This window comes from Marinibacterium sp. SX1, assembly GCF_050389775.1.
GTDB lineage: Bacteria > Pseudomonadota > Alphaproteobacteria > Rhodobacterales > Rhodobacteraceae > Marinibacterium.
The window spans coordinates 2,735,732-2,757,784 of record NZ_CP177144.1; the positions used below are offsets into that span (position 1 = coordinate 2,735,732).

Consider the following 22,053-nt stretch of genomic DNA (forward strand, 5'->3'; position numbering starts at 1 on the left):
CGATGTTTGTCACGGTACTTGGTGCCGGGGCAGGCGGGGGGCTTCCCCAGTGGAACTGCGGCTGCCCCAATTGTTCGGACGCCAGATCCGGGCGCATCCCACCGATGACCCAGTCGTCGGTGGGTGTTTCTTTGGACGGCCGGGACTGGGTCGTGCTGAACGCCTCGCCCGACATCCGCGACCAGCTCGCCCGCCAGCCGGATTTCCACCCCACCAGCCTGCGCGGCACGCCGATCCACACGGTGGTGCTGACCAATGGTGACATCGACCATATCGCCGGCCTGTTGACCTTGCGCGAAAAGACCGGCTTCCGCGTGGCCGCCACGGCCGAAACCGCCGGCATCCTGGCCGCCAACAGCGTCTTTGCCGTGCTGGACCGCGACCTGGTGGCCATGGATCCGATCCGCCTGGACCAGCCGTTCGAGCCGCTGCCCGGCCTGACCATCCTGCCGTTTGCCGTGCCGGGCAAGATCCCGCTCTTCCTGGAAGACGAGGGCATCGCTGCCGACAGCGAGGCGCTGAAGGCCATGGGCGAACAGACCATCGGCCTGCGCATCAGCGCCGGCGACAAATGTGTCTATTACATCCCCGGCTGCGCCGAGATCCCCGACTGGCTGATCGCCCGGCTGCAGGATGCCGACCTGCTGCTCTTCGATGGCACCGTCTGGGAAAACGACGAGATGTCGCGCACCGGCACCGGCGCCAAGACCGGCGCGCGGATGGGCCACGTGGCGATGGACGGCCCGCAGGGCGCCATGGCCCGGCTGCAGGGCATCTCGGCGCGCAAGGTCTTCATCCATATCAACAATACCAACCCGGTCCTGCAGCCCCACGGCCCCGAACGCGCCCGGGCCGAGGCGGCCGGCTGGACCATCGCCCAGGACGGCATGAGGTTCACCCCATGAAGGACGTCATGAAGGACAGCCCCACCGCAACCCGGACAGCCCCGCCATCCGCCCCGGATGCCGCGGCCTTCGAAGCCCGCCTGCGCCGGATCGGCGCCGAGCGTTACCACGACCTTCACCCGTTCCATCACCGCTTGCATTCCGGCGCCTGCACGATGGACGAGGTCCGCGCCTGGGTCATCAACCGCTACTACTACCAGAGCCGCATCCCGATGAAGGACGCGGCCTTCATGAGCCGGGTGACCGACCACCGCCTGCGCCGGGCCTGGCGGTCCCGCATCGAGGATCACGACGGCGCCGAAGGCCGGATCGGCGGTATCGAGCGCTGGCTGAAGCTGGCCGAGGGCGTGGGGCTGGACCCGGATTACGTGGCCTCGGAACGGGGCATCCTGCCGGCCACGAAATTCGCCGTCGACGCCTATGTGCGCTACGTGCGCGACATGCCCCTGCTGCAGGCCGTGGCCTCGTCGCTGACCGAGCTCTTCGCGCCCAAGATCCATGCCAACCGCATTGCCGGGCTGCTCGAACATTACGAGTTCGCCAATCCCGACACGATGTCCTATTTCCAGAACCGCCTGTCCGAAGCGCCCCGCGACGTGGCTTTCGGCCTGCAATGGGTGCTGGAGCACGCCGATACGGTCGAGCGCCAGGATGCCGCCGCCGCGGCGCTGGAATTCAAGACCGACGTGCTCTGGGCCCAGCTGGATGCGCTGTGGTCGGGCTATGTCGAGCCGGGCCGCATCCCGCCCGGCGGCTGGCAGCCGCACGAGGGGCTGTTGTGAGCCGCGATCGCGTGCCCTGTCTGCCGCGCGGCGTGCGCCGGCATTACGACGCCGTGCGCGGGCGCGAGGTCCTGCTGGGCCCGGAACGCGCGCTGATGCTGGACCAGACGGCGGTGGCGATCCTGGCGGAGGTCGATGGCACGCGCAGCCTGGCCGAGATCGCCGGCCAGCTGGCCCAGGCGTACAACGCGCCCAGGGAGGTGATCGAACCGGACGTGGTGGCCTTTCTCGACGGGTTGGCCGAACAGATGCTGGTGGCCTATGCCTGACGCCGCCCGCCCGCCGGTCCAGCCGCCCATCGCCATGCTGGCCGAGCTGACCCATCGCTGTCCGCTGGCCTGTCCCTATTGTTCCAACCCGCTGGAAATGACCGCCCGCGACAACGAGCTGGACACCGAGACCTGGCTTGCGGCCTTCCGCCAGGCCGCCGAGATCGGCGTGCTGCAGGTGCATCTGTCGGGCGGTGAACCGGTGTCGCGGCGCGATATCGTCGACCTGGCCCGGGGCGCGCGCGAAGCCGGGCTTTACGTCAATCTCATCACCTCGGGCATCGGGCTGACCGACGCCCGGCTGCAGGCGCTGGAACCCTATGTCGACCATGTGCAGCTGTCGCTGCAGGGGGTGACGGCCGAGGTGGCCGACCGCATCGGCGGCTACAAGGGCGGGTTCGACCGCAAGATGCACGTGGCCGAGCGGATCGGCCAGATGGGCTTTCCGCTGACGCTGAACGCCGTGATGCATCGCCACAATCTCGACGATCTGCCCGCCACGCTGGACATGGCCCTGCGCCTCGGTGCCCGCCGGATCGAGGTCGCCTGCGTGCAATTCCAGGGCTGGGCGCTCAAGAACCGGGCCATGCTGCAGCCCTCGCGTGCGCAGGTCGACGGGGCCAAGCGCATCGTGGCCGAGGCCCGCCGGGCCCATGCCGGCCGGCTGGCCATCGATTTCGTGCCGCCCGATTATTACGCCGATTATCCCAAGGCCTGCATGGGCGGGGGCTGGGGCTCGACCGGGCTGAACATCGCGCCCGACGGCAAGGTCCTGCCCTGCCACGCGGCCGAGACCATTCCCGGGCTGACCTTCCGCACCCTGGCCGAGGCCTCGCTGAAGGACATCTGGTACGACAGCGCGGCGTTCAATGCCTTTCGCGGCACCGACTGGATGCCCGAGCTCTGCCGCAGTTGCGACCGGCGCGACGTGGATTTCGGCGGCTGCCGCTGCCAGGCCATGGCCATTGCCGGCGATCCGGCGGCCACCGACCCGGTCTGCCGCAAATCGCCCCACCGCGCCCTGGTCGATGCCGCGCTCGACATCGACGTGGTCGATGCGCCGCAGCCCGAGTTTGTCTATCGCCGGCTCTGAGCCCGGCGAACGTCTTGACCTTGGCTGAAAAAACCTCAGTGTTGCGGCCATGGTGGAGGATGAGGATCTTGTCCGTGGCCCGTCCGATATCGTGCGGACGGCCTCGGTGCCCGGGACCGGGCCGGAAACGGCGGAGGCGCTGATCGCCGCGCTGGGGGATGGCCCGTTTGCCCATGTGCTGCTCTTTGCCGCCCCGGGCCCCGATTTCGAAGCCCTGGTCATCGCGGCCACTGCCGCCTGCGAGGCGCCGCTGTCGGCCTGCACCACGGCGGGCGAGATCTCGCCGCGGGGTTATGTCGACGGGGCGACCGTGGCCGTGGGCTTCCCCGAGACCCATTTCGCCGTGGAATGCGTCGAGGTCGAGGACCTGGCCGATATCGATACCCAGGGGCTGATCAACGACATCGTGGCCAAGCGCAACGCCCTGGCGGCGGATCATCCGCACTGGCTGTCCGAATTTGCCTACGGGCTGATCGACGGGGTGTCGATGGGCGAGGAGGCGCTGCTGCGCCAGCTGGCTCCGGGCCTGGCGGGCATGCCGTTCTTCGGCGGGTCGGCCGGCGACGGCCGGGCCTTCCGCACGACCCATATCGCCCATCTCGGCCGGGTGTCGACCGGGGGGGCGGTGATTGCCATCATCCGCTCGGCCTGCCCGGTGCGGGTGTTCAGCCTGGATCATTTCTCGCCCACCGAACGGCGGCTGGTGGTGACCGGGGCCGAGCCGGGCAAGCGCATCGTGCACGAGATCAACGCCTCGCCGGCGATCGACGAATATGCCCGGCTGCTGGGGCTCGATCCGCGCGACGTCAGCCTGTCGACCTTCGCCGCCCATCCGCTGGTCGTGCGGTTCGGCGAGAAACATTACGTCCGGGGCATCCAGGAACGGCTGCCCGACGGCTCGCTGTCGATGGGCTCGGCCATCGACGAGGGGCTGGTTCTGTCGCTGGGCGAGGCCACGGACATCGCCGCCCACCTGGCCGAGAACCTGGCCACCCTGGCCGACCAGGTCCGGCCCGAGGCAGTGCTGGCCTTCGATTGCATCCTGCGCCGGATCGAGGCCGAGGATCACCAGCTGACCGGCGCGGTGTCGGAAATCCTGCGCGATTTCCGCGTTGTGGGCTTTTCAAGCTACGGCGAGCAGATCGACGGGCTGCATGTCAACCACACCATGACCGGCGTGGCCATCTACCCGCCGGGCCCCGTGCCGACGCCCGAAAGCTGAGCTCCGTCCCGCAGCTCGCACCGGGCACCACGCCCTTGAAATCAATGCGTTGCAGGGGGAACCTCACCCACCCGCAACATGTCCCATGGCCGCGCCCGGCCGGACCAAGGGCACAGGTCCCCTGCTTCTTCTTGGTCCAAGTACCCGACACTGCCCGCGCCATCCGCGCTGCCCTCTCCAATTCGGGCGCCTGGCGCCCAACACCCATCCGTCCCGCGACCCGCCAATCGCAGTCGCGCGTGGCAGGCCGGGGAGGGTATTTGGACCAAGAAGAAGCAGGGGGTTCGGTCCCTTGTCCTGGCGTCGGGATGGCGGTGGGCGGGTCAGGCCGAGGTTTGGTTTCAGGCTGGGGGCAGTCCGGCGGCGGCGCGGGCTTCGGGAGTCTTCAGGATGAAATCCGTGCCCAGCCACTCGTCGGCCGCGGGGGTGAAGAGGAAGGCCAGGGCGCGGGCGACCCACTCGGGGGGGATGTGGTCCTCCCAGTCGAGCGTGCTGACCGGGTTGATCCCGCTGGCCTTGATCTCGCGCTGCATCTGCGTGGCTACGGTGCCCGGCGACAGGCCCATCACCCGGATGCCCTGGTCGCCGTATTCCAGGTGGCTGGAGCGGGTCAGCGACAGCACCGCCGCCTTGGTCGCGCAATAGGCCGTCCAGCCTTCGAGCACGCCGGTGGCCGCACCGGACGAGATGTTGATGATCGTGCCGCCGCCCTGGTCCAGCATCACCGGGATCGCCGCATGCATCCCGTGGTAGACCCCCTTGATGTTGATATCCATCGCACGGCCCCAGGTGGCGGGATCGCTGTCGGCCAGCCGGGCGATCGGGTCGATGACCGCCGCGTTGTTGATCAGCCCGTCGACCTGCCCGAACGTGTCGACGGCATGGGCCACCAGCCCGGCCACCGCCGCATGGTCGGCGACGTCGCAGGCCCTGGCCGTGGCCTGGCCGCCGGCGGCGCGGATCTCGTCGGCGATGCGGGTGATGGCATCTCCTGACCGGGCGGCCAGGGTGACCCGTGCGCCCAGCTGGGCGAAATGGCGGGCGGTGGCCTCGCCGATGCCCCGGCTGGCCCCGGTGATGACGATGCTGCGGCCCGAAAGGGCGGATGTCGTGTCGGTCATGAAACGGCCTTTCCTCGGTTTGGCCGCACCCTAGGCCAGGATCGCCCGGCCGTCAGTAACAGGTTGCGCGAATGTGACCGGTCGGGCCAAGAAGGGGCGACGAAGGAGTGCCAGAACCATGTCCGAGACATCGACCCCCTGCATCATCTGCGTGGCCATCACCGGATCGCTGCCGACCAAGGCCAACAACCCGGCCGTGCCGATCACCGTCAGCGAACAGGTGGAAAGCACCCAGGCGGCCTTTGAGGCCGGGGCGACGATCTGCCATGCCCATGTGCGCAACGACGACCAGACGCCCAGCTCGGACCCCGAGAAATTCGCCGCGCTGAAGGAAGGCCTGGACAAGCACTGCCCGGGCCTGATCGTGCAATTCTCGACCGGCGGGCGGTCGGGCGCGGGCCGCGAGCGGGGCGGCATGCTGCCGCTGGCCCCCGACATGGCCTCGCTGTCGGTGGGCTCGGTCAATTTCCCCACCCGGGTCTACGAGAACAGCCCGCAACTGGTGGACTGGCTGGCCGAGGAAATGATCCGCTACGACATCAAGCCCGAGATCGAGGCCTTTGACCTGAGCCACATCCTGATGGCCGCGCGGATGCATGCCGAGGGCCGCATCCGCGACACGCCCTACATCCAGTTTGTCATGGGGGTCAAAAACGCCATGCCCGCCGACAAGGTGGTCTTTGATTTCTACGTCGAGACGGTCCGGCGCCTGTTGCCCGGCGCGCCGTGGTGTGCCGCGGGGATCGGGGCGCAGCAGGTCGTGCTGAACGAATGGGCCATTGCCGCCGGGGGCCATGCACGCACCGGCATGGAAGACAACGTGCGGCTGGACCGCGACACGCTGGCGCCGTCGAACGCCGCGCTGGTCGCGCGCACGGCCGAGATCGCCGCCCGCCACGGCCGGCCGGTGGCCAGCCCGGCCCAGGCCCGCGAGATCCTCGGCCTGCGGCCGGTGGCGGGCTGATGCCCTGGGGGCCGGCCGCGCGGCCCATCGGGTTCGGCGAGGCGATCGGGCGGGGCTATCGGCGCTGCCTGACGTTCTCGGGCCGGGCAGGGCGGCCGGAATTCTGGTACTTCGCGCTTTACGTCCTGCTGGGCATGATGGTTGCCGGGCGGGTCGACGGCCTGTTGGTGGGCTATCGGCCCGGTCCGGTCAGCGGGCTGTTCCAGCTGGTCGGGGGCTTTCCCCTGCTGGCCGGAGCCTGGCGGCGCATGCATGACACCGGGCGCTCGGGGCTCTACGTGATCTACCCGGCCATCGTGCTGGTCGGCACGACGACGTTCTTCGGATTCCTGGCCGGGGTGATGCCCGGCGATCCCGACCAGGCCCTGGGCACGCTGAGGGAAACCGCCGGGGCCATCGGGGCGATTGTCGCCATGGTTGCGGTCTTTGTGCTGATGATCTCGCCGCTGCTGGTGATCTGGTGGCTGACCCGCCCGGGCGAACGGCAGGCCAACCGCTGGGGCCCGCCGGTGGCCTAGCCGGCGGTTGGCGGTTCGGCCCGGCCAGTCATGGCCAGGCCACCGGCTCAGTCGCCGGCCGCGGTCCGGGTCCGCAGGCGGCCCAGCAGGACCGTCAGCGCAAAGATCACGGCAGCGGCGCAGACGATGGTCGGCCCGGCCGGCGTGTCCAGCGCAAAGGCCGCGCCCAGGCCCGACAGGGCGGCGGCGCCTCCGGCCAGGGCCGCGCCCAGGGCCATGGCCTCGGGGGTGCGCACCAGCGGCCGGGCGGCGGCGGCGGGAATGACCAGCATGGCGCCGATCAGCAGAACGCCGACAACCTTGATGGCCACGGCCACGACGATGGCCAGGGCCAGGGTCAGCACCATGTCCTCGCGCCGGGGATCGAGCCCCGAGGCATGGGCCAGGTCGGGGTTGAGCGTGGCCGTTAGCAGGGCCTGCCAGCGCCAGGTCATCAGGGCCAGGACGGCCAGCGCGCCTCCCCAGATGACGGCCAGGTCGGCGCGGGTGACGGCCAGGATGTCACCAAAGAGATAGCCCATGGGATCGAGCCGGACCGACGGCAGCAGGGCCACGGCGACCAGCCCGGCAGCCAGGGCGGTATGGGCGGCCACGCCCAGCAGGGTATCCATGGCATGGCCCCGGCCCGACAGGACCGACACGGTGCGGGCCATGGCCAGGGCGGTGACCAGGATGGCGGGCATCAGGGGCAGCGAGAAGCCCAGGGCGATGGCCACGCCGAGCACGGCGGCATGCGAGGTGGCCTCGCCGAAATAGGACATGCGCCGCCAGACGACGAAACAGCCCAGCGGCGCCGCGGCCACGCCGACGCCCAGCCCGGCCAGGGCGGCGCGCAGCAGGAAATCGTCGAGCATCAGCGGCCGGTCCCCTTGTTGGCCCCGGTGTCGGTGCCGGTTTCACCCTCGTCGTTGCGGGCGGTGTCGGGGGCGGGTGGAGCCGTGCCGCCCGGGGCATCAACCGGCCCGGTGTCATGGGCCGGCCCGTGGGCGCAACTTTCGTGGGTACAGCCATCCTGGTCATGGGCGTGGCCGGGGGCGTGATCCTGGTCATGATCGTGGCCATGATCGTGGTGGTGATGATGCGAATGTTCATGGCGATAGAGCGCCAGCGTGCCCTGGGTGCCGCTGCCGAACAGGGCCTGGTATTCCGGGGCCGAGGCAACCAGTTCCGGCGCGCCTTCGCAGCAGATATGGCCATTGACGCACAGCACCCGGTCCGACGCGGCCATGACGACATGCAGATCGTGGCTGATCATGACAATGGCACAGCCCAGCTGCCCGCGGATTTCCTCGATCAGCCGGTAGAAGGCCGCGGCGCCGGGCTGGTCGAGGCCCTGGGTGGCCTCGTCGAGCAGCAGCAATTCCGGCCGGGCCAGCAGGGCGCGGGCGAGCAGCACGCGCTGGAACTGGCCGCCCGACAGGCGGGTCATCTGGCGCAGGGCCAGCCCCTCGGCCCCGGTGCGGGCCAGTGCCGCCCGGGCGGTGGTGCGGTCGATCCGGCGGGGCAGCGACAGGAACCGTTCGACGGTCATCGGCAGGGTCGGGTCGATGGCCAGCTTCTGGGGCACGTAGCCGATGCGCAGGCCGGCCTTGCGGGTCAGCTGGCCCCGGGCCGGGCGGATCGCGCCGATCAGCGCGCGCAGCAGCGAGGATTTGCCCGAGCCGTTGGGGCCGACGATGGTGATGATCTCGCCGGGGCGGACATCCAGGTCGACATCGCGCAGCACATCGCGGCCGTCCAGCGACAGGGCCAGCCCGCGGGCCGAGATCAGCGGGGCCGTCGCGCCCGTTGCCGCCCCGTCGCGGCCACGGATTTGGCGCGCCCGGGCGCGATCGCCGGGCGCGGGTGTGCCGGACAGGGCCGGCGCCGCGGTGCCGGCCGCCGTTGCAGGGCTCATGCCGCGCAGGCCGGGCAGAGGCCTTCGACCTCGACCACCATCCGTTCGATGGAAAACCCGGCGTTGCGCGCGGCATCGCCCAGCTGGCCCTGGGCCAGTTCGGTATCGGCTTCGGCCACCAGCCGGCATTCGCGGCAGATCAGGAAGGCCGGCCGATGCGCCCGGCCCAGGTGGGCGCAGGCGATATAGGCATTGAGCAGCTCGATCCGGTGGGCCAGCCCGTTCTTGACCAGGAAATCCAGCGCCCGGTAGGCCACCGGCGGCTGCGAGCCCAGCCCGTCCTCGGCCAGCATGGGCAGGATGTCATAGGCCCCCAGCGCGCGATGTTCGGCCAGCAGGATTTCCAGCACCCGCTGGCGGACCGGCGTGAATTGCAGCCCTTCCTCGGCACAGAGCGCCTGGGCCCGGGCCATGGTGTCGGTGATGCAATGATCGTGGTCGTGGCGGTGAAAGCCGATGGTGGACATGGGTGGGCCGCTCGTCATTGGGGGTTGATATGTTATAACGGTCCGTCTATGGCGACCGCCACCTGTTATATTGTAACCGCTCGGAAATGTCCATGCGCCACGCCCTGTCCGCCGTCCTGTTCCCCGGCCTGTTGGCCTGTGCCACCGGCGCGGCGGCCGATGTGCCGCGGGTGCTGGCCGATATCGCCCCGGTGCAATCGCTGGTGGCGCGGGTGATGCAGGGCGTGGGCACGCCCGACCTGCTGATCCCGCCGGGCGTGTCGGCCCATGACATGGCGCTGCGGCCGTCGCAGGCCCGGGCGTTGTCGCGGGCCGACCTGGTGGTCTGGGTCGGGCCCGAGATGTCGCCCTGGCTGGGGCGGGCGCTGGAGGCCATCGAAGGCCGCGACATGGTGCTGCTGCGGGTGCCGGGCACCCAGCTTTACGACATGCGCGACGAGGCGCTCTTTGCCGGGCTGGCCGAGGATCACGCGGGCCATGTCGAGGGCCATGACGATCAACATGACCATGGCGCGGATGACGACCATGACGCCCATGGCGTGGACGATGGCCACGACGACCACGGCGCCGATGACGACCACGACGCGGGCGACAGCCACGACGCCCATGGCGCGGACGATGGCCACGACGACCACGGCGCGGACGATGGCCGCGACGCCCACGCCCACGGCGGCCACGACCATGCCCATGACGGCACCGACCCCCACGCCTGGCTCGACCCGCTCAATGCCGCGACCTGGATGGGTGCGCTGGCCGAAACCCTGGCGACGCTCGACCCCGACCATGCCGCGCTCTACCGCGAGAACGCCGCGCAAGGGGCGGGCGAGCTGGCCGCCCTGAGCGCGTCGATCGAGGCCCGGCTGGCCCCGGCACGGGCGACCGGGCTGATCGCCTTCCACGATGCCTTCCAGTATTTCGAAGCGCGCTACGGGCTGACCATGGTGGGATCGATCACCCCGGCCGATGACAGCGACCCGGGCCCGGCGCGCATCTCGGCCCTGCGCGATGCCACCCGCGACGGGGCCGTGGCCTGCGCCTTTTCCGAACCCCAGTTCAACCCCGGCCTGTTGCAGGCCGTGACCGAAGAGGCCGGCCTGCCGGTGGCCATCCTCGATCCGCTGGGCTCCGATCTCGACCCCGGGCCGGATCTCTATCCGACCCTGCTGGGCCAGCTGGCCGATGCGGTGGTGGCCTGCGTGGGTGACGACGCGGGCTGAAGCCCCGCAGCGGGCGCCGCGTGCCTGGCTTCAGGCCGGCAGCGGCACATAGGTCGCATCCAGCCGCGAGCGCAGGTAATCAGCCCCGGTGATCGCCGGGTATTTCGGGGCTCCCGTTCCCGGCAGCGCGGCGATCACGCTGTCGGGATTGGGATCGAGGAAAAAGGCGATCGACCGGCGCGGCCGGGGCGGGGGCAGCACCCGGTGGGGCGTCGAGACATAGATGTCGTTGGACCAGCGCGCCAGGCAATCGCCGATATTGACGACAAAGGCCCCGGGCACATGGGGCACATCGGTCCAGTCGCCCCCGCGCGGCTTGACCTGCAGGCCGGGCACGCCGTCGCACATCAGCAGGGTGATCGACCCATAATCGGTATGCGCCCCGGCCCCGATACCCTCACCTCCGGCCGGGTAGGACAGCACCCGCAGGGTGGCCATGGGTGCGGTGAAATGCGGCGCAAAGAACCCCGGTCCCAGGCCCAGATCCTGCTCGAAAGCCGCGTGCAGATCGCAGCCCAGGCGCAGCACGGCATCGTAATAGCCCAGCATGGCCTCGCGGAACCCGGCCTGGTCGGGCCAGACATTCACCCCCCGGAACGGCTCGCCGGCCAGCACGCGCGGATCGTCGGCGGCCAGGTCGAAGCCCACGTTGAACGCCTCCTTGCGATCCATCTGGCCGCTGGTCTCGTCCAGCGCCTCGGAGCCCATGGCCGCCCAGCCGCGATTGTGGGGCGAGCGGCGGATGTCGAGCGGCGTCTTTTCATCGGTCGGCCGGGCAAAGAAGGTCTCGGCCTGGGCAAACACCCGGTCGATCAGGCTGTCGGCGATGCCATGGCCGGTCAGCAGGAAGAACCCGGTGTCGCGGCAGGCCCGGCCCAGCTCGGGCACAAAGGCCTCGGGCGCGGTGGCATGGCGTTGCCAGTCGAGGATGGGAATATCGGTCATGGGCGCGCTCCCTCTGGGCCGGCGATGGGCGGGTGTCCGGCGATCCTGCCCCGCGACGCGCCCGGCGGGCAGGGCCGGGCAGGCGGAAATGGCGGATCGGTCGGGACGGACTTGCCGGGTGATGCTTTTGCGGGCATGTCGCCTGCCGCGCAGGCAGCCGGCGCGGGGGAGCGGGCCGCAGTGTGGCAGGCCAGATTGACGCCCGGGGGGCGGCGCGGGGATGGTCCCGGCGACGACCACAGGGGGTGCGGGATGACCGTGACGACGATTCAGACGGGCAACGGCCCGCGGGCTTTCTTTTCTTCGGGGACCGAGGCCAAGGTGCCGCCCTTCGAGGAAATTCCGATGATCGATTTCGCGCCGATGGACAGCGCCGATCCGGCAGAGAGGGCTCGGGTCGGCGAGGCCGTGCGCAAGGCCTGCACCGAGGTCGGGTTCTTCTATGCCAAGGGCCATGGCATGCCCCAGGCCGTGATCGACGCGACCTTTGACGCGGCGCACCGGTTCTTCGATTTGCCGATGGACGAGAAACAGGCGATCTCGGTCGAGAAATCCGATGCCATGCGAGGCTATACGCCGCTGCTGGGCGAAAACACCGATCCCGACAACAACGGCGACCTGCACGAAGGCTTCGACCTGGCGCTGGACCTGGCCGAGGACGACCCCGACGTGGCGGCCGGGATCTATGGCTATGCGCCCAACCAATGGCCCGACCTGGCCGATTTTCGCGCCCCGCTGATGGCCTATCACGCCGCGGCCCAGGCCGTGGGCCACAAGATCTTCCGGGCCTTCGCCCTGGCGCTGGAACTGCCCGAGGATTTCTTCCTGGGCAAGATTTCCAAGCCCATGGCCCATATGCGCGTGTTGCATTACCCCGACCAGAACGCCGCGGCGGCGGAAAAGCAGATCGGCATCGGGGCGCATTCGGATTACGAATGTTTCACCATCCTGTGCACCGATGAAAAGCCCGCCCTGCAGGTGCTGAACCAGGCCGGCGACTGGATCCAGGCGCCGCCCGTCCCGGGGGCGTTCATCGTCAATGTCGGTGACCTGATGGCGCGCTGGACCAATGATTACTTTCAGTCGACGGTGCACCGGGCGATCAACCAGACGGGCCGGGAACGCTATTCGATCCCGTTCTTCTTCGGCATCGACAGCCAGGAGGTGATCGAGGTGCTGCCAACCTGCCAGACGCCCGAAAACCCGGCCCGGTACCAGCCGATCAGCTGCGGCGATTACGTGCGCTCGCGGTTCGACGCAACCTATGCCCACCGCATCGGCGAGGCCACCGACTGACACCCGCCAGGGGCCGGGGCGGGTGGGGGCCACGGCCTGCGCCGCGCCCGGCCATCGCCGCCGGAGGGCGCAGGCCCGCCGCCGTCCAGCGAACGGGCCGCCACGCAGACCGCCCGGACAAGAGCACCAACAGGAGACGACCCGCATGACCCAGATCCGCCGCCGCCCGGCCCCGGCGCCGACCCGCCGCGCGCTGATGGCCCTGACCATGGCCGCCGCCATGGGCGCCGCGCTGCCCGCCACGGCCTTCGAGATCGACGGCGCGCCCAAGGTGGCCTTCATCTATGCCGCCACCGCCCGCGACGGCGGCTGGAACGAGGCGCTCGACGATGCGCGCCTGATCGTCGAGGACCAGCTTGGCCTCGACATCGCCACCGTCGAAAGCGTGCCCGAGGAAGCAACGGCCCTGAAGAACGCCATCGACCTCTTTGTCGGCCGGGGGTTCAACGTCATCGTGGCCACGGGCTACGGCTATTCCGAAGGCATCCTGGAAGCCGCCTCGCTGCATCCCGATGTGGCCTTCGTGAATGCGTCGGGCGCGACCAACGCGGCCAATCTCGAAGGGTTCTACACGCGCACCTACCAGGGCTGGTACCTGGCCGGCATGGCCGCGGCGGCCACGTCGCAGAGCGGGCAAATCGGCATCGTCGCGGGCTTTCCGGTGGGCGTGGTCAACTGGGACGTCAACGCCTTTGCCCTGGGCGCCCAGGCCATCGACCCCGAGATCGAGACAACGGTGGTCTACACCAATTCCTGGTGGGATCCGGTCAAGGAAGGCGAGGTGGCCCAGGCCATGCTGGACCAGGGCATCGACGTGATCGGCAACAACCTGTCCTCGGCCGCGCCCTTCATCGCCGCCGAAAAGGCCGGGGCGAAATCGGTGGGCTTTCAGCTGGACATGTCGCAGCACGCGCCCAATGGCCATCTGACCTCGGTGGTGTTCCACTGGGACAAGTACCTGCTGCCGACGCTGGCCGGGCTGCAGGACGGATCCTGGGCGCCGTCGGAATGGGGGGCTTTTCCGGGCATGGCCGATGGCACCGTCGGCCTGACCCCGCTGTCCGATGACGTGCCCGCGGATGTCGCCGCGCGCATCGCCGAGACCGCCGCGGCCATCGAGGCCGGCACGTTCGAGGTCTTTGCCGGGCCGGTCGCGGCCCAGGATGGCACGGTGGTCGTGCCCGAGGGCGAGGTGCTGGATGACGGCGGGCTCTGGGGCATGGAATTCCTGGTCGAGGGCGTGACAGGCACGCTGAACTGAAGGATGATCGGCCGGGGCGGCCCAATCTTGCGGGCCCCGGTCTGATCGCGTGGGGCCGGACGATTGCGTCACGTGGCCCCGCACCGGCCTTGACGCCCCCGCACCGGTCTTAACGGCCCGGAGCTGGCCATAACGGCCCCGCAGCGGCCAAGATGGCCCGGCCGACACGGCCAAACCCGGGCCGCACTGTCCTCTGCCGGAACCGGGCGCAGCCAGTCCCGGCTGCCGAAACCGGGCGCCGATGGCACCACCTGACACGGCCCGAAAGACCCGGGCCGTGGCCCGAACCTGACCCATGGCCCGAAAGACCCGCTGACCTTGCAACATCCCGATCCCCGCGCCGCTCCCGGCTTTGATCCCGCGTCGGTCCCCGGCGCGGTTGCGGCGCTGCGCATCTGCGGGGCGTCGAAGTCCTTTGGTGATCACCGCGTGCTGGATGCGGTCGATTTCACCCTAGCCGCCGGCGAGGTGCATGCCCTGCTGGGCGAGAACGGAGCGGGCAAGTCGACGCTGATGAACATCCTGTCGGGGATCTACCGGGCTGATGCCGGGCGGATCGAGATCGACGGGGCGCCGGCCCGGATCGCCGGGCCGGGCGCGGCGGTGGCCCTGGGCATCGGCATGGTTCACCAGAATTTCAAGCTGGTCATGCCCTTCACCGGGCGCGAGAACCTGCACTTGGCCGCCGCCGGCCTGCCGGTGCGGCCCCGGCGGGCCGTTGTCGATGCCCAGATCGCCGCGCTCGTCGACCGGCTGTCGCGCTCGGGGCTGGACGGGGCGCTGGACCGGCCGGTGGCCGCGCTGTCGGTGGCCGAACAGCAGCGGGTCGAGATCCTCAAGGCGCTGTTGCTGGGCGCGCGGATCCTGGTGCTCGACGAGCCGACGGCCGTGCTGACCGATGCCGAGGCCGACGGGCTGCTGGCCCTGGTGCGCGACCTGGCGGCGCAGGGCCATGCGATCATCTTCATCACCCACAAGCTGCGCGAGGTCATGGCCGCGGGCGACCGGGTGTCGGTGCTGCGCCGGGGGCGCATGGTGCTGGCGCGCCGGCCGGTCGAGGATGTCACCCGCGCCGAGCTGTCCCGGGCGATGATCGGCGCGCAGGGCGTGGCCGCCGTGGCCCGGCCCGGGCGGCCCGATCCGGCGTGCGATCAGGCCACGGACCAAGTGCCGGATCGCGGGGACCGTGAAAGGGACGACAACTGGTGCAGGCGCCCCGGAGACCGGGCGCTGCTGGAACTGGAGGGGCTGAGCGTGGCCGAAGGCGGTGCGCGTTATGTCAGCGACGCCCGGCTGGTGCTGCGCCCGGGCGAGATCCACGGGCTGGCCGGAGTGGGTGGCAATGGCCAGCGCGAGCTGGCCGAGGCGATCATGGGGCTGCGCGGGGCGACCGGCGGGCTGCGGCTGGACGGCGCGCCGCTGGACGGGCTGGACGTGGCCGGGCGGCGGGCGCGCGGCCTGCGCTATGTGCCGGCCGACCGCAGCGCCGATGCGCTGGCGCCCAACCTGTCGCTGGCCGAGAACCTCGGCGCCACGGCCCTGCGTGCGGGCGATCACGGGCGGGTGCTGGTCTCGGCCCGGGCCATGCGGGCGCGGGCGGCGGGGCTGATCGGGCGCTTTGCCATTGCCGGGGCCACCGGCGGCGGGCGGCGGCCGGTGCGGCTGTTGTCGGGGGGCAATGCCCAGAAGGTCGTGCTGGCCCGCGAGCTGGACGATGCGGCCCGGCTGATCCTGGCCCATTCGCCGACGCGCGGGCTGGACGTGGCGGCCTGTGCCTTTGTCCATGGCCAGCTGGCCGCGGCGGCGGCGCGCGGGGCGGGGGTGTTGCTGATCTCGGAGGACCTCGAAGAGATCCTGGCCCTGTCGGACCGGATTTCGGTGATCAGCCGCGGCCGCATCGGCACCAGCGCCGACGGCCGGCCCGACCGGGCCAGGATCGGCGAGCTGATGCTGGGCCATGGATAGGGCGATGACCGGACGGGGCTTGGGGCTGTTGCGGCCCGGGACGCCAGGAAACACTGGCGGCCGGGCAAAGGTCGGCGGGTGGTGCAAGGGAAGGAACGGAGGGCCGGCATGTTCGATGCGGTGACATTGGAGCGCAGGGCGGGCGCGGGGCCGGTGCTGAACGCCCTGGGCTACCTGGGCGCGCTGGCGCTGGGTCTGGGCCTGTCGCTGGCCGTGCTGGTGGCCGCCGGGGTGCCGACGGGCGCGCTGTTCGACGAGCTGGTCGTCCAGGTCTTTCTGTCGCCGGCCGGGCTGGCCAGGACGGTGACCATGGCCACGCCGATGATGCTGGGCGCGCTGGCCGCGGCGCTGTGCCTGCGGCTGAAGTTCTGGAACATCGGCATCGAGGGCCAGCTGTGGCTGGGGGCGATCTGTGCCACGGCCGTGGCGCTGAACGACCTGGGCGGGCCGCTCAGGCTGCCGCTGATGATGCTGGCGGCGATGGTTGGCGGGGCGTCCTGGATCCTGCCGGCCGCCTGGCTGAAGATCCGGCTGGGCGTGTCCGAGGTGATCGTGACGCTGCTGATGTCGAACATGGCCTACCTGCTGATGCAGCACCTGCTGTTCGGGCCTTTCGGTGACCCGACGTTCAACTTTCCGACCTCGCCGGTCTTTGATCCGGGCGAGCGGCTGGCCCGGCTGGGCTGGGGCGATGTCAATGCCGGGCTGGCGCTCGCGCTGCTCGCGGTGGCGGTGGCCTCGCTGGCGCTCGGGGCCACGCGCTTCGGCTTCGCCGCGCGCTTTGTGGGCGACAACCCGCGCGCCGCGCGGACGCTTGGCTTTCCTGTGCGCCGGGTGCTGATGGTGTCGATCCTGGCCGGCGGGGCGATGGCCGGGCTGGCCGGGGGCGTGATCGTGGCAGGCACCGAATTCCGCCTGACCCAGGCGGTGGGGCTGAACATGACATTCAACGGCATCGTCATCGCCGCGCTGGCGCGCAACGCGCCGGGCTGGATACCGCTCTGGGCCCTGTTCATCGCCGGGCTGAACGTGGCAGGCGCCTCGCTGAAGGTGTTCTATGGCGTGTCGGAGGGCATCGTGCTGGTGGTGCAGGGGGTGATCCTGTTGGCGCTGGTCACCGGGAGTTTCGTGACGACGTTCCGGCTGCGGATCGGGCGGAGGGCGGTGGCATGACGATGGCGCTGACGGCCTGGCTGGGGGCGATGCCCGGTTTCATGACGCCGCTGCTGCTGGCCGCGCTGGGGCTGATGCTGTGCGAACGGGCCGGGGTGCTGAACCTCGGTGTGGAAGGCGTCATGGCGCTGGGAGCGATGAGCGGGGCGGCGGCGGCGCTGGCCGGCTGGGGCCCGGGCGCGGCGATGGGGGCCGGGGCGCTGGCCGGGCTGGCCGTGTCGCTGCCCTTCATGATCGCCGTGGTGATCTTTCGCGCGCCGCAGATCCCGGCCGGGCTGGCGCTGGCCGCGCTGGCGCTGGGGGCGTCAGCCGCGCTGGGGCGCGCGGCCTCGCACAAGCCCTTTGCCGGGCTCGGAGACCTGAACTGGCCTGCCGGGCTGGCCGAACTGCCGGTCGTGGGGCGGATGCTGTTCCGCCAGGATGCGGTGGTCTACCTGGCGCTGGTCCTGGCCTTGCTGTTGGGCTGGTGGCTGATGCGCACACGGGCCGGGCTGCGGCTCAGGGCGGTGGGCGAAGACCCGGCAACGGCCGATGCGGCGGGGGTCGATGTGCAGCTGGCCCAGCTGGGCGCGCTGGCCGTGGGCAGCCTGCTGATCGGGGCGGCCGGGGCCTATCTGTCGGTCGGCGGGTCGAACATCTGGACCGAAGGCATGGTGGCCGGGCGGGGCTGGATCGCGCTGGCGCTGGTGGTCTTTGCGCAATGGTCGCCGGTCAGGGCGATCGCCGGGGCGGCACTGTTCGGCGGGGCCGAGGCGCTGATCCCGCGGTTGCAGGCCATGGGCGTCGAGGTGCCGGTCTATCTGCTGTCGATGCTGCCCTATGCGCTGACCATCGCCGTTCTGGTGCTGATGGCCTTTTCGAAGCGCGCGCGCCAGGCCGAGCCGGGGTTTCTGGGGCGGGCCTATATCCGGCAGGATCGCTGAGGCGGGATCGTCGGGGTCGGTTTGCCGGGGCCGGGATAACCGGGGAAGGATCGCTGGCTCTGGATCGTCGGGGCCGGGCCGATGCCGGCGGGGTCGCCGGGGAGAGCCGGGAAGAAGGGTGCGAACAGGGGCCGTGTCGGGGGCGGCGCTGACCTCGGGTCCGGCTGGGGGCGGGACCAGTGGCAGATCCGGCGACAGGGGCGGAACCCCGGGCCGATCAGGCCGCGCGGGCCAGGGCCGCGCCGCCGAACCGGGTGGAAAACACCAGCGTCCAGCCGCTGTCGTAATTGCCATGCAGCTCGACGCCATCGGACAGCCTGTCGAACCCGTCATGGACGAGTTCGACGCGGGTGCCGTTGCCCTCGGGCAGGAAGGTCACGGCCACGCGGGTGGCCTCGCCCGGATCGCGCCCGACATACCAGTCGAAGGCCAGCCGCGCGCCCGGGGTCCAGTCGGTGATCGTGGCCCATTCGGCGGTGCTGCCATCGGGCAGGGTTTCATAGATCTTGCCGCCCTCGTGAGGCTCGACCGTGACATCGGCGGCCGGCTCGCCCTGGATCTGGGCGGTCATCGAGAAACTGTCCAGCGGCCACCAGGAGGCCATGCGCGCGGTGAACAGGGTGAAGGCCGCATCGGGGTCGAGCGGCACGGAGAGGGACTTTTCGATCGGGGCGAGGTCCTTTGGCATGGGTCAGTCTTCCTTGTTCTTGCTTGCGTCATGGGCGGCGGCGGCGAATCCGGCAAGGGCATCGTCCCACAGGCCATCAAGATAGGCCCGCAGTGCCTGAACGCCACCGGGCGACAATTGGTAGAGCCGGCGGGTGCCGGCGCGGTGCATGTGCAGAAGGCCGGCATCGGTGAGCACGCGCAGGTGCTGGGACACCGCCGGGCGCGAGACGGGCAGGCCATCGGCCAGCGCGCCGACCGACAGGGCGCCGGGGCGCAGGCGGCCGACGATGGCCCGGCGGGTGGGATCGGCCAGCGCGGCCAGCATGGCTTCGGGGCCGCCGGGCGGGGCGGGGCGGTCAGCCGGCGCGGGGCGGTCGGGGTCCGGTTGGGCGGTGTCGGTCATCACATGCGGTCACTTGCGTTTGAAGGCGGGCCCGCCGGTCAGCCCGGCGGCACCCCGTTCGGGCCGTGCTCCCCGTGCCCTGGCCGTGTTCTTCGGCCCTTGTTCGTCGGCCCGTGTCGGCGCCGTTTCCTGGGCCTGTCCGCGCGATCCGGGGCCTTGCCACGGTGGCGTCAGGGCATGGAGTCACCCGACACGCGGCCAGGGTACGGGCCACGGAACGGCGCCACCAAAAAGTCACCGGGCGGCCCGGCGGGGAGATTGCCCGCATTTCATGCGTTAGTCATGTCTTACGGTAAGTTTCGGCTTACAAAATGTCAACCGCAAGCCGAACTGGCCCTTGAAGCCCCCCGAAGCGGTGACTAACATCGGCTGAACACCAAAGGGCGCCTCTGCCCGCCACATCCAAAGCAGGCCTTTTCCGACATGCGCGATCCGATCGATACCTACATGAACACCCTTGTCCCCATGGTCGTCGAACAGACCAGCCGGGGCGAACGGGCCTATGACATTTTTTCGCGCCTCCTGAAGGAGCGGATCATCTTCATCAACGGGCCGATCCATGACGGCATGAGCCACCTCATCGTGGCCCAGCTGTTGCACCTTGAGGCCGAGAACCCGTCGAAAGAGATCTCGATCTACATCAACAGCCCCGGCGGCGTGGTGACCAGCGGCCTGTCGATTTACGACACAATGCAGTACATCCGGCCGAAATGTTCGACCCTGGTGATCGGCCAGGCCGCGTCGATGGGCTCGGTCCTGCTGGCCGGGGGCGAGGCGGGCATGCGCTTCTCGCTGCCCAACAGCCGCATCATGGTCCACCAGCCGTCCGGCGGGTTCCAGGGCCAGGCCAGCGACATCATGATTCACGCGGCCGAAACGCAGAAACTGAAAGACCGTCTTTACGACATCTATGTCAAACATACGGGCCAGACGAAGAAGGCCGTGGAGAAGGCGCTTGACCGCGACAACTTCATGTCACCCGAAGAGGCCAAGGAATGGGGCCATATCGATGAGATCGTCGATGCCCGGGACAAGGGAACGGACGGTGCCGCCTGATCGGGTGGCATCGGTAAAATTGTGCCTTGAAGCCATGTCGCATGGGGGGCAATTTAAGATTGTGGTGCCCCCCCATGCTGGCCTAAGCTGGCCGGACAGGTGGGCGGAAGTGCAGACGCGGGTACAGGATTGGACAAGCGGCTGCCCGACAGCAGCGGCCGAAAGGTAGACGATGGCGACGAATTCCAGCGGTGACAACAAGAATACGCTCTACTGCAGCTTCTGCGGCAAGAGCCAGCACGAGGTGCGCAAGCTGATCGCCGGTCCGACGGTGTTCATCTGCGACGAATGCGTCGAGCTGTGCATGGACATCATCCGCGAGGAGACAAAGGCCAGCGGCCTGAAATCCTCGGACGGTGTGCCCACGCCCAAGGACATATGCGAAGTTCTTGACGATTATGTGATAGGCCAGGCCACGGCCAAGCGGGTGCTCTCCGTTGCCGTGCACAACCATTACAAGCGTCTGAACCACGCGCAGAAGGCCGGCAACGATATCGAGCTGGCGAAATCCAACATCCTGCTGATCGGCCCGACGGGCTGCGGCAAGACGCTGCTGGCCCAGACGCTGGCGCGGATCCTGGATGTGCCCTTCACGATGGCCGATGCCACCACGCTGACCGAAGCCGGTTACGTGGGCGAGGATGTGGAAAACATCATCCTCAAGCTGCTGCAGGCCAGCGAGTACAACGTCGAACGCGCGCAGCGCGGCATCGTCTATATCGACGAGGTCGACAAGATCACGCGCAAGTCGGAAAACCCCTCGATCACCCGCGACGTGTCGGGCGAGGGCGTGCAGCAGGCGCTGCTCAAGCTGATGGAAGGCACCGTGGCTTCCGTTCCGCCGCAGGGCGGGCGCAAGCATCCGCAGCAGGAATTCCTGCAGGTGGATACCACGAACATCCTGTTCATCTGCGGCGGCGCCTTTGCCGGGCTCGACAAGATCATCGCGCAGCGGGGCAAGGGCTCGGCCATGGGCTTTGGCGCCGATGTGCGCGACAATGACGAACGCGGCGTGGGCGAGATCTTCAAGGATCTCGAACCCGAGGATCTGCTGAAATTCGGCCTGATCCCGGAATTCGTCGGCCGTCTGCCGGTTCTGGCGACGCTGGAAGACCTGGACGAAGACGCGCTGGTCGAGATCCTGACCAAGCCCAAGAACGCCCTGGTCAAGCAATACCAGCGCCTGTTCGAACTGGAAGACACCGAGCTGCAGTTCACCGACGACGCGCTGAGCGCGATTGCCCGCCGGGCGATCGAGCGCAAGACCGGGGCCCGCGGGCTGCGGTCCATCCTCGAGGACATCCTGCTGGACACGATGTTCGATCTGCCGGGGCTGGACAGCGTGACCAAGGTGGTCGTCAACGAAGAGGCGGCCAATTGCGACGCCGCGCCGCTGATGATCCATGCCGAGGAAAAAGGGTCGGCGACGGCGGGCTGATCCGCGCGCAGAACATCAAGAACACGGTCGATGCCCTTGGGGCGTCGGCCTTTTTCTTGGGAGACCGCCATGAGCGTCAGGCATATTTCAACCGGCTCGCCCTTTGAGGCGCGCATCGGTTACTCGCGGGCCGTCGTGGCAGACGGGCTGGTGCATGTGGCCGGCACCACGGGCTACGATTACGCCACGATGACCATGCCCGAACATGTGACCGACCAGTGCCGCAACGCGCTGGCCACCATCGGGCAGGCGCTGGCCGAGGCCGGGTCCGGCCTGGATGACGTGGTGCGGGTGCGCTACATCCTGCCCGACCGGGCCGATTGGGAACCCTGCTGGCCGATCCTGTCGGAGTGTTTCGCCCGGGCGCTGCCCGCCGCCACGGTCTTTTTCGCGGATCTTCAGAACCCGGAAATGAAGATCGAGATAGAGGTGACGGCGCGGGTTCGCTGACCCGTGTCCCCGTGCCCAC

The 22,053-nt window shown here is 69.6% G+C and carries 22 protein-coding genes and 1 pseudogene; 16 read left to right on the plus strand and 7 right to left on the minus strand.

The features are described 5' to 3' along the window. Nucleotides 1-2: 2 nt before the first annotated feature. The 5 genes from pqqB to ACK3BB_RS12290 are packed head-to-tail and all read left to right on the plus strand — an operon-like array spanning nt 3 to nt 4,271. Complete coding sequence (pqqB, locus tag ACK3BB_RS12270; protein WP_428924930.1) at nt 3-905, plus strand: pyrroloquinoline quinone biosynthesis protein PqqB; 903 nt, start codon at nt 3-5, stop codon at nt 903-905. 8 nt (nt 906-913) lie between these two features. Next, the gene (gene pqqC / locus ACK3BB_RS12275; protein ID WP_428928729.1) at nt 914-1,687 is read left to right on the plus strand and encodes a pyrroloquinoline-quinone synthase PqqC; all 774 of its coding nucleotides are present in this window, start codon (nt 914-916) and stop codon (nt 1,685-1,687) included. Further along, complete coding sequence (gene pqqD, locus ACK3BB_RS12280; RefSeq protein ID WP_428924931.1) at nt 1,684-1,956, plus strand: pyrroloquinoline quinone biosynthesis peptide chaperone PqqD; 273 nt, start codon at nt 1,684-1,686, stop codon at nt 1,954-1,956. The genes pqqC and pqqD overlap by 4 nt, the downstream gene beginning before the upstream one ends. Then, the gene (pqqE, locus tag ACK3BB_RS12285) at nt 1,949-3,049 is read left to right on the plus strand and encodes a pyrroloquinoline quinone biosynthesis protein PqqE (protein WP_428924932.1); all 1,101 of its coding nucleotides are present in this window, start codon (nt 1,949-1,951) and stop codon (nt 3,047-3,049) included. The genes pqqD and pqqE overlap by 8 nt, the downstream gene beginning before the upstream one ends. Before the next feature lie 49 nt (nt 3,050-3,098). After that, entirely contained in the window at nt 3,099-4,271 is a 1,173-nt protein-coding gene (locus ACK3BB_RS12290; RefSeq protein ID WP_428924933.1) for an FIST signal transduction protein, read from the plus strand. Between the two features lie 341 nt (nt 4,272-4,612). Here the strand turns inward: ACK3BB_RS12290 and ACK3BB_RS12295 are convergent, their stop codons facing one another. Continuing rightward, a complete protein-coding gene (locus ACK3BB_RS12295) occupies nt 4,613-5,392 on the minus strand; it encodes an SDR family oxidoreductase (protein ID WP_428924934.1) in 780 nt (259 codons plus the stop codon). A 118-nt stretch (nt 5,393-5,510) separates the two neighbouring features. Here ACK3BB_RS12295 and ACK3BB_RS12300 point away from each other — a divergent pair, with 118 nt between their 5' ends. Together ACK3BB_RS12300 and ACK3BB_RS12305 are read left to right on the plus strand one after the other, a co-directional pair. Beyond that, the gene (locus tag ACK3BB_RS12300; RefSeq protein WP_428924935.1) at nt 5,511-6,356 is read left to right on the plus strand and encodes a 3-keto-5-aminohexanoate cleavage protein; all 846 of its coding nucleotides are present in this window, start codon (nt 5,511-5,513) and stop codon (nt 6,354-6,356) included. Next, a complete protein-coding gene (locus ACK3BB_RS12305) occupies nt 6,356-6,874 on the plus strand; it encodes a DUF805 domain-containing protein (RefSeq protein WP_428924936.1) in 519 nt (172 codons plus the stop codon). The genes ACK3BB_RS12300 and ACK3BB_RS12305 overlap by 1 nt, the downstream gene beginning before the upstream one ends. 47 nt (nt 6,875-6,921) lie before the next feature. Here ACK3BB_RS12305 and ACK3BB_RS12310 read toward each other — a convergent pair whose 3' ends face one another. The 3 genes and pseudogenes from ACK3BB_RS12310 to ACK3BB_RS12320 form a co-directional block, all read right to left on the minus strand. Then, nucleotides 6,922-7,728, minus strand: coding sequence for a metal ABC transporter permease (locus ACK3BB_RS12310; protein ID WP_428924937.1), 807 nt, complete (start codon nt 7,726-7,728; stop codon nt 6,922-6,924). A 170-nt stretch (nt 7,729-7,898) separates the two neighbouring features. Continuing rightward, a pseudogene (locus ACK3BB_RS12315) lies at nt 7,899-8,645 on the minus strand (ATP-binding cassette domain-containing protein); the annotation flags it as partial. A 122-nt stretch (nt 8,646-8,767) separates the two neighbouring features. Continuing rightward, nucleotides 8,768-9,238 (minus strand): Fur family transcriptional regulator, encoded by a 471-nt coding sequence (locus ACK3BB_RS12320; RefSeq protein WP_428924938.1) that lies wholly within the window; start codon nt 9,236-9,238, stop codon nt 8,768-8,770. A 92-nt stretch (nt 9,239-9,330) separates the two neighbouring features. Between ACK3BB_RS12320 and ACK3BB_RS12325 the strand changes: the two genes are divergently transcribed. After that, on the plus strand, nt 9,331-10,455 hold the full coding sequence (locus tag ACK3BB_RS12325) for a zinc ABC transporter substrate-binding protein (protein WP_428924939.1): 1,125 nt from the start codon (nt 9,331-9,333) through the stop codon (nt 10,453-10,455). A gap of 30 nt (nt 10,456-10,485) precedes the next feature. Here ACK3BB_RS12325 and ACK3BB_RS12330 read toward each other — a convergent pair whose 3' ends face one another. Then, nucleotides 10,486-11,400: an isopenicillin N synthase family dioxygenase gene (locus tag ACK3BB_RS12330; protein WP_428924940.1), complete on the minus strand. Its 915-nt coding sequence runs from the start codon at nt 11,398-11,400 to the stop codon at nt 10,486-10,488. A gap of 252 nt (nt 11,401-11,652) precedes the next feature. Here ACK3BB_RS12330 and ACK3BB_RS12335 point away from each other — a divergent pair, with 252 nt between their 5' ends. The 5 genes from ACK3BB_RS12335 (at nt 11,653) to ACK3BB_RS12355 (ending at nt 18,018) form a co-directional block, all read left to right on the plus strand. Beyond that, on the plus strand, nt 11,653-12,696 hold the full coding sequence (locus ACK3BB_RS12335) for an isopenicillin N synthase family dioxygenase (RefSeq protein WP_428924941.1): 1,044 nt from the start codon (nt 11,653-11,655) through the stop codon (nt 12,694-12,696). 145 nt (nt 12,697-12,841) lie between these two features. Continuing rightward, complete coding sequence (locus ACK3BB_RS12340; RefSeq protein WP_428924942.1) at nt 12,842-13,957, plus strand: BMP family ABC transporter substrate-binding protein; 1,116 nt, start codon at nt 12,842-12,844, stop codon at nt 13,955-13,957. A 318-nt stretch (nt 13,958-14,275) separates the two neighbouring features. Continuing rightward, nucleotides 14,276-15,922 carry an ABC transporter ATP-binding protein gene (locus ACK3BB_RS12345; protein WP_428924943.1) on the plus strand — a complete coding sequence of 549 codons (1,647 nt, stop codon included), beginning with the start codon at nt 14,276-14,278 and terminating at the stop codon, nt 15,920-15,922. Between the two features lie 108 nt (nt 15,923-16,030). Continuing rightward, complete coding sequence (locus ACK3BB_RS12350; RefSeq protein WP_428924944.1) at nt 16,031-17,095, plus strand: ABC transporter permease; 1,065 nt, start codon at nt 16,031-16,033, stop codon at nt 17,093-17,095. Beyond that, the gene (locus tag ACK3BB_RS12355; RefSeq protein WP_428924945.1) at nt 17,092-18,018 is read left to right on the plus strand and encodes an ABC transporter permease; all 927 of its coding nucleotides are present in this window, start codon (nt 17,092-17,094) and stop codon (nt 18,016-18,018) included. The genes ACK3BB_RS12350 and ACK3BB_RS12355 overlap by 4 nt, the downstream gene beginning before the upstream one ends. Nucleotides 18,019-18,235: 217 nt before the next feature. Here the strand turns inward: ACK3BB_RS12355 and ACK3BB_RS12360 are convergent, their stop codons facing one another. Continuing rightward, a complete protein-coding gene (locus tag ACK3BB_RS12360; RefSeq protein WP_428924946.1) occupies nt 18,236-18,706 on the minus strand; it encodes an SRPBCC domain-containing protein in 471 nt (156 codons plus the stop codon). A 3-nt stretch (nt 18,707-18,709) separates the two neighbouring features. Then, nucleotides 18,710-19,090 (minus strand): ArsR/SmtB family transcription factor, encoded by a 381-nt coding sequence (locus ACK3BB_RS12365; RefSeq protein ID WP_428924947.1) that lies wholly within the window; start codon nt 19,088-19,090, stop codon nt 18,710-18,712. A 423-nt stretch (nt 19,091-19,513) separates the two neighbouring features. Between ACK3BB_RS12365 and ACK3BB_RS12370 the strand changes: the two genes are divergently transcribed. The 3 genes from ACK3BB_RS12370 to ACK3BB_RS12380 all read left to right on the plus strand — a co-directional run bounded on the left by ACK3BB_RS12370 (nt 19,514) and on the right by ACK3BB_RS12380 (nt 22,034). After that, nucleotides 19,514-20,146: an ATP-dependent Clp protease proteolytic subunit gene (locus tag ACK3BB_RS12370; RefSeq protein WP_428924948.1), complete on the plus strand. Its 633-nt coding sequence runs from the start codon at nt 19,514-19,516 to the stop codon at nt 20,144-20,146. A 172-nt stretch (nt 20,147-20,318) separates the two neighbouring features. Continuing rightward, nucleotides 20,319-21,584 (plus strand): ATP-dependent Clp protease ATP-binding subunit ClpX, encoded by a 1,266-nt coding sequence (clpX, locus tag ACK3BB_RS12375; RefSeq protein ID WP_428924949.1) that lies wholly within the window; start codon nt 20,319-20,321, stop codon nt 21,582-21,584. Between the two features lie 69 nt (nt 21,585-21,653). Further along, complete coding sequence (locus tag ACK3BB_RS12380; RefSeq protein WP_428924950.1) at nt 21,654-22,034, plus strand: RidA family protein; 381 nt, start codon at nt 21,654-21,656, stop codon at nt 22,032-22,034. The last annotated feature ends 19 nt before the right edge of the window (nt 22,035-22,053 follow it).

Coding starts and splice junctions, on each gene's coding strand:
- pqqB (WP_428924930.1), top strand. CDS start 3: ATGTTTGTCACGGTACTTGGTGCCGGGGCAGGCGGGGGGCTTCCCCAG.
- pqqC (WP_428928729.1), top strand. CDS start 914: ATGAAGGACAGCCCCACCGCAACCCGGACAGCCCCGCCATCCGCCCCG.
- pqqE (WP_428924932.1), top strand. CDS start 1,949: ATGCCTGACGCCGCCCGCCCGCCGGTCCAGCCGCCCATCGCCATGCTG.
- ACK3BB_RS12290 (WP_428924933.1), top strand. CDS start 3,099: ATGGTGGAGGATGAGGATCTTGTCCGTGGCCCGTCCGATATCGTGCGG.
- ACK3BB_RS12295 (WP_428924934.1), bottom strand. CDS start 5,392: ATGACCGACACGACATCCGCCCTTTCGGGCCGCAGCATCGTCATCACC.
- ACK3BB_RS12300 (WP_428924935.1), top strand. CDS start 5,511: ATGTCCGAGACATCGACCCCCTGCATCATCTGCGTGGCCATCACCGGA.
- ACK3BB_RS12305 (WP_428924936.1), top strand. CDS start 6,356: ATGCCCTGGGGGCCGGCCGCGCGGCCCATCGGGTTCGGCGAGGCGATC.
- ACK3BB_RS12310 (WP_428924937.1), bottom strand. CDS start 7,728: ATGCTCGACGATTTCCTGCTGCGCGCCGCCCTGGCCGGGCTGGGCGTC.
- ACK3BB_RS12320 (WP_428924938.1), bottom strand. CDS start 9,238: ATGTCCACCATCGGCTTTCACCGCCACGACCACGATCATTGCATCACC.
- ACK3BB_RS12325 (WP_428924939.1), top strand. CDS start 9,331: ATGCGCCACGCCCTGTCCGCCGTCCTGTTCCCCGGCCTGTTGGCCTGT.
- ACK3BB_RS12330 (WP_428924940.1), bottom strand. CDS start 11,400: ATGACCGATATTCCCATCCTCGACTGGCAACGCCATGCCACCGCGCCC.
- ACK3BB_RS12335 (WP_428924941.1), top strand. CDS start 11,653: ATGACCGTGACGACGATTCAGACGGGCAACGGCCCGCGGGCTTTCTTT.
- ACK3BB_RS12340 (WP_428924942.1), top strand. CDS start 12,842: ATGACCCAGATCCGCCGCCGCCCGGCCCCGGCGCCGACCCGCCGCGCG.
- ACK3BB_RS12350 (WP_428924944.1), top strand. CDS start 16,031: ATGTTCGATGCGGTGACATTGGAGCGCAGGGCGGGCGCGGGGCCGGTG.
- ACK3BB_RS12355 (WP_428924945.1), top strand. CDS start 17,092: ATGACGATGGCGCTGACGGCCTGGCTGGGGGCGATGCCCGGTTTCATG.
- ACK3BB_RS12360 (WP_428924946.1), bottom strand. CDS start 18,706: ATGCCAAAGGACCTCGCCCCGATCGAAAAGTCCCTCTCCGTGCCGCTC.
- ACK3BB_RS12365 (WP_428924947.1), bottom strand. CDS start 19,090: ATGACCGACACCGCCCAACCGGACCCCGACCGCCCCGCGCCGGCTGAC.
- ACK3BB_RS12370 (WP_428924948.1), top strand. CDS start 19,514: ATGCGCGATCCGATCGATACCTACATGAACACCCTTGTCCCCATGGTC.
- clpX (WP_428924949.1), top strand. CDS start 20,319: ATGGCGACGAATTCCAGCGGTGACAACAAGAATACGCTCTACTGCAGC.
- ACK3BB_RS12380 (WP_428924950.1), top strand. CDS start 21,654: ATGAGCGTCAGGCATATTTCAACCGGCTCGCCCTTTGAGGCGCGCATC.